Here is a 6,385-nt window from a genome sequence, read left to right on the forward strand (position 1 = left end):
CAAAATCATAATAAAGAGAGACCCGCCATGTCCCAGAGCGCAGCAGCCCTCCTGGCTACCCCCGACGAAAAAAATACCGTCTACAAGCGCATTACCCTGCGCTTGATCCCCTTCATCTTCATCTGCTACCTGTTCAATTACCTTGACCGGGTCAACGTTGGCTTCGCCAAGTTGCAGATGCTCGACGCGTTGAAATTCAGCGAAACCGTGTACGGCCTCGGCGCCGGGATCTTCTTCATCGGCTACGTGCTCTGCGGCGTGCCAAGTAACCTGGCCCTGACCAAATTCGGCCCGCGGCGCTGGATCGCGCTGATGATGATCACCTGGGGCACGCTGTCGACCTGCCTGCTGTTCGTCACCACGCCGACCGAGTTCTACACGTTGCGGCTGTTCACTGGCGCCGCCGAGGCCGGGTTCTTTCCTGGCGTGGTGCTGTATCTCTCGCAGTGGTTTCCGACGTTCCGTCGCGGCCGGATCATGGCGCTGTTCATGTCGGCCATTCCAGTGTCCGGCCTTTTGGGCAGTCCGTTTTCCGGTTGGATCCTCAATCACTTCGCCGCCGGTCAAGGTGGCCTCGCGGGTTGGCAGTGGATGTTCCTGTTGCAGGGCGTCCCGACGGTGATCCTCGGGGCACTGGCGTTTTTCCTGCTCAGCGACACCTTCGCCAACGCCAAATGGCTGACTGACCATGAACGCGCCGTGCTCACCGCCGACCACGCGGAAGACTTGGCCAACAAGCCGAAAACCACCACCGACTCCTTGGCGGCAGTGTTCAAGAATCCGGCGATCTGGGCGTTCGGCCTGGTGTATTTCTGCATCCAGAGCGGCGTGTACGCGATCAACTTCTGGCTGCCGTCAATCATCAAGAACCTGGGCTTCAGCGATAACCTGGTGATCGGTTGGCTGAGCGCGATTCCCTATCTGCTGGCGGCGGTGTTCATGTTGCTGGTGGGCCGTTCGGCGGACTTGCACAAGGAGCGTCGCTGGCATTTGGTGGTGCCGATGCTGATGGGCGCGGCCGGGCTGCTGATCGCGGTCAACTTCGCAACCACGCCGGCGATCGCCATCCTCGGCCTGACCATCGCCACGATGGGCGCCCTCACCGGCCTGCCAATGTTCTGGCCGGTGCCCACCGCCCTGCTCAGCGCCGGCGCGGCGGCCGGCGGGTTGGCGCTGATCAACTCCATGGGCCAGATGGCCGGTTTCCTCAGCCCCTATCTGGTCGGCTGGGTCAAGGACGCCACCGGCTCGACCGATGCGGCGCTGTACCTGCTGGCCGGCGTGATTGTCTGCGGCAGCCTGCTGGCGTTGCGCATGACCCGTACGCTTCGGGCCTGACCCCGTTACCCCGTGGGAGCTTGCTCCCATGTTGACCAGAGGATTTGATAAATCAGTTGGATCCAAGCGGCGGTTCTGGTATTTGATTGGACCTTTCCCATCGATAAAAAGGATCTTGTCCATGAGCTATCGCACGCTGGGTCATTCCGGGTTGCAAGTCTCGACGCTGACCCTGGGCACCATGATGTTCGGCGAACAGACCAGCACCGAGGATTCACTGCGGATCATCGGCAAGGCCTGGGACCAGGGCATCAACTTCATCGACACGGCCGACGTCTATACCAACGGCCGCTCCGAGGAAATCGTCGGCGAGGCGATTGCCCGTCATCGCCAGGAGTGGGTGCTCGCCACCAAGGTCGGTTTTGGCCCGCCGGACGGTGTGCCCAACCGCAGCGGCCTGAGCCGCAAGCATCTGTTCAATGGCATCGAGGCCAGCCTGACGCGCCTGGGCACCGATTACCTGGACATCTATTACCTGCACCGCGAAGACCACAACACGCCGTTGCAGGTCACGGTGTCGGCCATTGGCGATCTGATTCGCCAGGGCAAGATCCGTTACTGGGGCCTGTCCAACTACCGCGCCTGGCGCATCGCCGAGGTGATTCGTATCGCCGACGATCTGGGCGTCGACCGGCCGGTGATCAGCCAGCCGTTGTACAACATCGTCAATCGCCAGGCGGAAACCGAACAGATCACCGCCGCGCAGAACTACGGCCTCGGCGTGGTGCCCTACAGCCCCCTCGCCCGTGGCGTGCTCAGCGGCAAATATGCGCCGGACGTGGCGCCGGATGCCAACAGCCGCGCCGGCCGCCAGGACAAGCGCATCCTGGAGACCGAATGGCGGGTCGAGTCCTTGCGCATTGCCCAGCAGATCCAGCAATACACTCAGGAACGCGGCGTGGGTATCGTCGAGTTCGCCATCGCCTGGGTGCTGAACAACCGCGCCGTCACGTCGGCCATCGTCGGGCCGCGCACCGAGGAGCAGTGGGACGCGTATACCAAGGCGCAGGCGGTGCAGATCACGGCGGACGACGAAGCCTTCATCGATTCATTGGTGACACCGGGGCATGCTTCGACACCGGGCTTCAATGACATGAGCCACTTCGTGCCGGGGCGCGTACCGCGCACGTAGTAGTATGCAACCCATATAACCGTGGCGAGGGAGCTTGCTTCCTCGCCACAGGTAAAACGGTAGTCCCAATAACAAGAGGCACCCGTGTCCAAAGGCATCGTTCTATCGGTCTCGGCTTCCGCCCTGTTCGCCGTCATGTACTACTACACCTCGCTGCTCACGCCCCTGACCGGACTGGAGATCTTCGGCTGGCGCATGCTGCTGACGATGCCGTGCATGACGGCCTTCATGCTGGTCTCGCGGGAGTGGAAACTGGTCTCGGATCTCGTCCAGCGCCTGGTCGCCACACCGCAACTGCTGCTCGGGGCGATGGCCTCTTCGGCGTTGATGGGCGCGCAGCTGTGGCTGTTCATGTGGGCACCGCTCAATGGCTACAGCCTGGATGTGTCGCTGGGGTACTTCCTGTTGCCGCTGTCGATGGTGCTGACCGGCCGTATTGTCTATGGCGAACGCCTCTCGCGCTTTCAGAAAATCGCCGTGTTCTTCGCCACCCTCGGAGTGCTCAACGAGCTCTACCAGGTCGGCGGGCTTTCCTGGGCGACGTTGCTGGTGGTGGTGGGTTACCCGATCTACTTCATCTTGCGCAAACGCCTGCGCACCGACAACCTGGGCGGGCTCTGGCTGGACATGACGCTGATGCTACCCTTGGCATTGTGGTTCGTGCAGAGCGGTGAACAGGGTTTCGGCGTCTTCGACCAATACCCGTGGCTGTCGCTACTCATCCCGGTGCTGGGCGTCATCAGTGCCTCGGCGCTGGTGGCCTACATCGTTGCCAGCCGGCTGCTGCCGTTCAGCCTGTTCGGACTGTTGAGCTATGTCGAGCCGGTGCTGTTGCTGGGCGTCGCGCTGCTGTTGGGGGAAAGCATCGAGGCGCAAGAGTGGCTGACCTACATTCCCATCTGGATGGCGGTGGCGGTGCTGGTGTTCGAAGGGTTCAAGCATCTGGTGCGACAGCGGCGCAGGGCCTGAAGGCCAAGCACCCACCGGAAATAAAAAACCCGCCAGGCATCACAGCCAGGCGGGTTTTTTCATGGGTCAGGCATCACTCGGTGGCAAGCACGCCACGACGCACCTGGTCACGCTCGATCGACTCGAACAGTGCCTTGAAGTTGCCTTCGCCGAAGCCGTCGTCGCCCTTGCGCTGGATGAATTCGAAGAACACCGGGCCCATCAGGGTTTCCGAGAATATCTGCAGCAACAGGCGCTTGTCGCCCTGCTCGGAAGCGCCGTCCAGCAGGATGCCGCGCGATTGCAGTTCATCTACCGGTTCACCGTGGTTCGGCAGGCGGCCTTCGAGCATTTCGTAGTAGGTGTCCGGCGGTGCGGTCATGAAGCGCATGCCGATCTTCTTCAGCGCATCCCAAGTCTTGATCAGGTCGTCGGTCAGGAAGGCCACGTGCTGGATGCCTTCTCCGTTGAACTGCATCAGGAACTCCTCGATCTGCCCGGCGCCCTTGGACGACTCTTCGTTCAAGGGAATGCGGATCATGCCATCCGGGGCGGTCATGGCCTTGGACGTCAGGCCGGTGTATTCGCCCTTGATGTCGAAGTAGCGGATCTCGCGGAAATTGAACAGCTTCTCGTAGAAGTTCGCCCAATAGGCCATGCGTCCGCGATAGACGTTGTGCGTCAGGTGGTCAATTATTTTCAGGCCGGCACCGACTGGATTGCGGTCTACGCCTTCAAGGAAGACGAAATCGATGTCGTAGATCGAGCTGCCCTCGCCAAAACGGTCGATCAGGTACAACGGCGCGCCGCCGATGCCTTTGATCGCCGGCAGATTCAGTTCCATCGGGCCGGTTTCGATATGGATCGGCTGGGCGCCGAGTTCCAGGGCGCGCTGGTAGGCTTTTTGCGAGTCTTTGACACGGAACGCCATGCCGCACACCGACGGGCCATGCTCGGCGGCGAAGTAGGACGCCACGCTATTGGGCTCGTTGTTGAGGATCAGGTTGATCGCGCCCTGGCGATACAGGTGCACGTCCTTGGAACGGTGCGTGGCAACTTTGGTGAAGCCCATGATCTCGAAGATCGGCTCCAGGGTGTTGGGTGTAGGGGACGCGAATTCGATGAATTCAAAGCCCATCAGGCCCATCGGGTTTTCGTATAGATCTGCCATGTTGGCGCCTCATCATGCTTAATCAATTAACAAGAAACGTTAGTTGCCAGTGATGCTGAGGGCACGCGGCGGCGCGCAGGAAATACCACGAACGCTGCGGGCGAGGTAGTCGCCGTAGATCAGTTGAAACCCAAGTATCTTCATTGTCGACCCAAGGCTCTTGCGGGCGAGGCTTCTGCTGCCAGAAGACGTTATTCTTATATGCGTAAACGGATTCTACACAGCGTAACCCTGTTTGTCCGTCTTGGGTATCAAATCGCCTTTGCAGCCGAACGCGCAAGCGGTTTGTTGCACAGGAAAATTCCCGTCAGGATCAGCCCCCCGCCCACGCACATCATCGCCGTAAGCCGTTCGTCGAGTAGCAACGCACCGAGCAATACCGCCGTCAGCGGATTAAGCGCGATGAACACCCCGGAACGGGTCGCGCCGATTTTGCGGATACCGTCATACCAGGCGATATAGGCCAGCGCCGAGCCCAGCACGCCGAGATACAGCAGGCTCAGCCATTGCCTGATATCCAGGGCTGACAAAGCACCAAAATGGATATCGCCACTGGCGGCACAGGCCACCCACAACATCAGGGTGCCCAGCAGGATCGACCAGGTGACAGTCTGCAGAGGGCCCAGACTCTCACTCAGGCCCTTGGAAAACAGCGAATAGATCCCCCAGCCCAGCACGCAGCCAAAAATCAGCACGTCACCCATCCAACCCTGTCCCGTGGTCTGCAGCACGGACGGATCACGGTTGACGATCACCAACCCCGCCCCGCCGATGCACAACAGGATGCCGGCGACTTTCAAGCGACCCAGCCGCTCCCCGAACAGGCACCAGGACGCCAACCCGATCACCGCCGGGTTCAACGCCACAATCAGCGAGGCCCGCGACGCATTGATGTGCTGCAAGCCGTAAAAGAAGCACAGGTTGTAGACAAAGATGCCGAAGAAACCCAGCACCGCCAACCAAAGGCCCTGCTTCAGGCTGGGCTTGGCCAGGGGGATGCGGGCCAGGCCGAGAAACATCAGCAACGCGATACTCGCCAGCAGAAAGCGCAGGCTGGCGGCAAACATTGGGGCCAGGGCATCGGAGAGGATCCTGCCGGCGACGAAGGTCCCGCCCCAGATCATGGTCACCATGGCGAGCTTCAAGTAGACCGGCAGATCGGAAGGTGTTGGAACGGCATGTTCGCCAGAGGTCATCGCTTCACCTAATTTGAGATTTATCCGAGTCCCGTATCACTGGGATGATGTATCGTTACTCTCATGTCTCATCATCGTAAAATGAGCTTTTACTCATGACCCTGACCCAACTGGAAATCTTTTCGCTGGTCGCCGAACTCCGCGGCTTCACTCCTGCGGCAATACGGTTGGGGATCGGTCAGTCCGGGGTGTCGCACGCCATCAAATCCCTGGAACAGGAATTGGGCGTCGAATTGTTCCGACGCCATCAATCCCTTGTGGAGCCCAGCGACATCGGCCAGCAACTGTTGTTGCGAGCCAGGGCGATGCTCGGACTAGCCGATACCTTGCGCCAGGAAGCCGCCGACGCCCGGGGCATGCGACGCGGGACCTTGCGCATAGGCTCGTTCGGCCCGACTTCCTCGATGAAATTGCTTCCGACCATCCTGCGGCGCTACCGCGCCTTGCACCCGGGAATCGAGGTGCATGTCGACGAAGGGCCGGACCGTCAGGTGCTCCAATGGCTGGATGAACGGCGTATCGACGTTGGTTTCGTGGTGCTACCCGAAGAACGCCTCGATACGTTCGCCTTGATGGAGGACCAGATGGTCGCCCTGTTGC

At 60.6% G+C, this 6,385-nt stretch carries 6 protein-coding genes; 4 read left to right on the forward strand and 2 right to left on the reverse strand.

Annotated features, from left to right (window positions below):
- The first annotated feature begins 27 nt into the window (after positions 1–27).
- The 3 genes from HU762_RS26365 (at position 28) to rarD (ending at position 3,439) form a co-directional block, all read left to right on the forward strand.
- Positions 28–1,338 carry an MFS transporter gene (locus tag HU762_RS26365; protein WP_186641845.1) on the forward strand — a complete coding sequence of 437 codons (1,311 nt, stop codon included), beginning with the start codon at positions 28–30 and terminating at the stop codon, positions 1,336–1,338.
- Positions 1,339–1,459: 121 nt separating this feature from the next.
- A complete protein-coding gene (locus HU762_RS26370; RefSeq protein ID WP_186641846.1) occupies positions 1,460–2,470 on the forward strand; it encodes an aldo/keto reductase in 1,011 nt (336 codons plus the stop codon).
- Between the two features lie 84 nt (positions 2,471–2,554).
- A complete protein-coding gene (gene rarD / locus HU762_RS26375) occupies positions 2,555–3,439 on the forward strand; it encodes an EamA family transporter RarD (protein WP_186641847.1) in 885 nt (294 codons plus the stop codon).
- Between the two features lie 73 nt (positions 3,440–3,512).
- Here the strand turns inward: rarD and hppD are convergent, their stop codons facing one another.
- Entirely contained in the window at positions 3,513–4,589 is a 1,077-nt protein-coding gene (gene hppD, locus HU762_RS26380; RefSeq protein WP_186615560.1) for a 4-hydroxyphenylpyruvate dioxygenase, read from the reverse strand.
- Between the two features lie 251 nt (positions 4,590–4,840).
- Positions 4,841–5,785, reverse strand: a complete 945-nt coding sequence (locus HU762_RS26385; RefSeq protein WP_186641848.1) for a DMT family transporter — start codon at positions 5,783–5,785, stop codon at positions 4,841–4,843.
- A gap of 95 nt (positions 5,786–5,880) precedes the next feature.
- Here HU762_RS26385 and HU762_RS26390 point away from each other — a divergent pair.
- Positions 5,881–6,385: LysR family transcriptional regulator (locus HU762_RS26390; protein WP_186641849.1), on the forward strand; the 505-nt coding region annotated here is incomplete at its 3' end.

This window comes from Pseudomonas sp. SWRI92 (assembly GCF_014268685.1).
Lineage (GTDB): Bacteria > Pseudomonadota > Gammaproteobacteria > Pseudomonadales > Pseudomonadaceae > Aquipseudomonas > Aquipseudomonas marvdashtae.